At 62.5% G+C, this 3216-nt stretch carries 3 protein-coding genes; 2 read left to right on the top strand and 1 reads right to left on the bottom strand.

Going from position 1 to position 3216, the window contains the following annotated elements:
• The coding region (locus FFS60_RS28430) for a MarR family winged helix-turn-helix transcriptional regulator (RefSeq protein WP_137823888.1) at positions 1-561 on the top strand (561 nt) is incomplete at its 5' end.
• On the opposite strand, the gene FFS60_RS28425 is transcribed toward FFS60_RS28430, so the two are convergent.
• The gene (locus tag FFS60_RS28425) at positions 555-1535 is read right to left on the bottom strand and encodes a GlxA family transcriptional regulator (RefSeq protein WP_171016604.1); all 981 of its coding nucleotides are present in this window, start codon (positions 1533-1535) and stop codon (positions 555-557) included. The genes FFS60_RS28430 and FFS60_RS28425 overlap by 7 nt on opposite strands.
• A 350-nt stretch (positions 1536-1885) precedes the next feature.
• Here FFS60_RS28425 and FFS60_RS28420 point away from each other — a divergent pair, with 350 nt between their 5' ends.
• A complete protein-coding gene (locus tag FFS60_RS28420; protein WP_171016603.1) occupies positions 1886-3127 on the top strand; it encodes an amidohydrolase family protein in 1242 nt (413 codons plus the stop codon).
• The last annotated feature ends 89 nt before the right edge of the window (positions 3128-3216 follow it).

The raw sequence follows: 3216 nt of genomic DNA, 5'->3' as shown, positions 1-3216 counted from the left end.
AACGAAACCCTCCCCCCCACGGCCAGCCCGGAGGCGATCGCCGCCGCCTGGCGCCGTGAGCGCCCCGACCTCGACCATGCAGGCCTGGCGATCACCCTGCGCATCCGCAGCCTCGCCATGCTCATCGATCGCTATATCGCAGAGCTCGCCGACGAACTCGAGCTGGACCTCAAAGACCTTATGCTGCTGTTCGCCCTGCGCCGGAGCGGCGAGCCTTATTGCATGCGGCCCACCGATGTCTTCCGACTGCTCAAGGTGACCTCGGGCGCCGCGACCTACCGCGCCGACAAACTGGTGGAGCGCGGCGTCGCCAACCGGATTCCCGACCCGAAGGACCGTCGCGGACAGTTGATCCAGTTGAGCGAAGAGGGAATGCGCCTCGTCGACATCGCCATCACCCGCCTGGCGGAGTCCAGCACGAAGTGCCTGGCGCTTTTCGACGCCGACTCCGGCCAGGTGGATGAACTGGGCCAGCTGCTACGCTCGCTGGAGACGGGATGGCTGCAGATCACGCCTTCCCAGGACAACCCACTGGCCCGCTCCAGCGAATCGGATCAGTGATCGTCGAGGGCCGGATGCGCCCTTGGCGGGAAGCCGAAATGCCGGATGAAGGCGCGGCGTAACTGCTGTTCGTTGCTGAAGCCGCATTCCCTGGCGATCTGCTTGAGGGAGAGATGGGCTTCGCCGAGGCGACGGTTGACCGCTTCGATCCGGAACAGCTCGACGGTTTTCGCCGGTGTGCGGCCCACGCGCTCGACATAGCGTCTGGCGAAGGTGCGCGGCGTCATGTTGACCTCGGCGGCGAGCGCTTCGACGCTCAGGTCGGCGGCAAGGTTGTCCAGTATCCAGGCGTGCAGCTTGCCAAAGTCCGCGCTCACCCCACACTGGCTGGAAAGCGGCGCGGAGTGTTGCGCCTGGTCGGCCGGGCGCTTCAGGAACACCACCAGCAGCCGCGCGATCTCCATCGCGGCGGTGTAGCCCCGGTCTTCCTCAAGGAGCGCCAGCGCCATATCGACCCCGGCACTGAAGCCTGCGGTGCTCCAAAGCGCGTCGTCACGCACGAAGATCGGCTCATGCTCGACGAGCACCTCGTTATAGCGATCCTGCAACAGAGAGGTCGCTTTCCAGTGAGTGGTCAGGCGATGCCGATCGGCCAGTCCGGCCTCCGCAACCAGAAAAGCGCCCGTGCATACCGCGCACACCCGACGAGCCTTCGAGCCCTCGACCCGCAACCACTGAACGACGTCGGCAGGCACGGGCGGATTGTTGGGCGGGCCGCCGCCGGGCACCACCAGGGTGTCGATATCGTCGGCGGCGTAGCGGTTTATGACATCGGTGAGGATGGAAATGCCGCAGGATGTACGGACCACCCCCCCCGCCATGGAGGCCACGACGATCCTGTAGCCCTGCAGTTGCGGCGACACCTGATAGGTACTGGCGATATCGAGTGCGTCACTTATGCCGGATATATCCGACAGGGTGACCCCATCGAACGCCATGATGATGATCAGCCGAGGCGTGTTGGTTGGCAGCATATGACCGTTTTTTGTCAGAGGAATGGCCTTAACCGCTTGTAGAGTTTCCAGGCCAAGACAGCCAGGAGACTTGCCCCATGCTAACAGAGGCATATTCAAAGAAAAATAAGTCGAAAAGTTTCATTTGGAATGAACAGGTCATTCATCCCGAAGGCTGTGGTTGCCGAATGAATAGATCCCACTTTCTGATGTTGGTGGAAGAGTTCGCGAAGCTCAGAAAGCAAGCTGTGGACTGGAAAGTTCCCGTCCGCCTAGTTCAACCATTCCACTGGACTTGTGGTGCCGCATCCTATCAACGACATATTCTCGAGAAGGCGCAAGGCACAACTTCAGAACTTATTGAAAGTTCATTGCTCACGGCACCCGCACATGACTCCAACGAGCGAAAGGGCCGGGCGGAGTCCAGGAAAGACCGGACCCGAAACGGCGACGGCATCGACACGCTCATCCTCAATGGACGTATTTTCACCGGCGATTCCGACCACCCCTGGTGCCAAGCACTGGCGATCAGGGATGGCCTGGTCCGGGCAACTGGCAGCAACGAAGCCATGGCCGAACTGGCAGCCGCCGAAACCCATATCATCGATGTGGGTGGGCGCACGGTCATCCCTGGCTTCAACGATGCGCACATGCACCATACGCCTGATCCCTACGGCGTCCGCCTGCCGGTCGATCCCGTTGCCAATCCCTCGTTCGAGGACATCCGCCCCTGGATCGAGGAAGCGGTCGCCAGTACGCCGGTAGGCACCTGGATCTACGCGACCATGGGCGAGCGTCTGATCAACGACAAGCGTCTCGACCGTCTGTCTCTCGACCCGATAGCCCCCAAGCATCCGATCATCTTCCTGGGGATGACCAACCACACCAACGTGGTGAACAGCGCGGCGATGGAGCGACTGGGCATCCGCGACGAAGAGCCCGATCCACTAGGCGGGTTCTTCGAACGCCTTCCGGGTTCCCGGCGGCTCTCGGGGCGTATCAACGAGTATGCCCAATGGTCGCCGCAACGCTGCTTCGCCTCGATGGCGACCCTCGAGGAAGGCGTGGCCAGCCTGCACAACCTCGCCGCGGAATGCGTGCGCTGGGGTATCACCAGCGTGCAGAACATGTCCTGGACGCCTCCCGAGCGCTACGTCGAGATGGCCAAGGCCGCCGACCTGCCGATCAAGCTGCGCGTCATCCGCTTTCCGCCCACCGGCCCCGAGGGGCGGATCCTCAGCGAAGGACGCGGTCTCGCCCGCCATATTGGCGACCGGCTTGAAGTACATGGCACCAAGTGGATCCTCGACGGAACGCCCATCGAAGGCGCGGCGGCGATCGGCCGCCCCTACGTTCCAGACTCGGATAACGTCGGCCGGGAGAACTTCTCGCCGTCGGAAATCCCCCACATGCTCCGGGAAAGCCTGGGCGCCGACGAACAGCTGCTGCTGCATGCCATTGGCGCCAACACTCTGGAAAGCGTGCTAGATGCCCTGGAAACCTCCCACCACGCGGTGGACTGGGCAGAGCGGAACCTGCGCATCGAGCACGGCGATGGCCTGACCAAGGCGCAGGTCGCACGGGTCAAGGTGTTGCCGCTGACCGAAAACTGACCCAGTAAAGCCCGTTGTGCTGACTGAAAACTGACCCAGGTGTTCCACTGCCCCTGCTCAATTTTTGAGCAGGAGAACACAGGGGTGAT

It is taken from the genome of Pseudomonas sp. D(2018) (assembly GCF_005502555.1).
GTDB classification, from domain to species: domain Bacteria; phylum Pseudomonadota; class Gammaproteobacteria; order Pseudomonadales; family Pseudomonadaceae; genus Metapseudomonas; species Metapseudomonas resinovorans.
The sequence above is the reverse complement of the archived record's forward strand: the minus strand, read 5'-3'. Positions and strand labels throughout refer to the sequence as shown.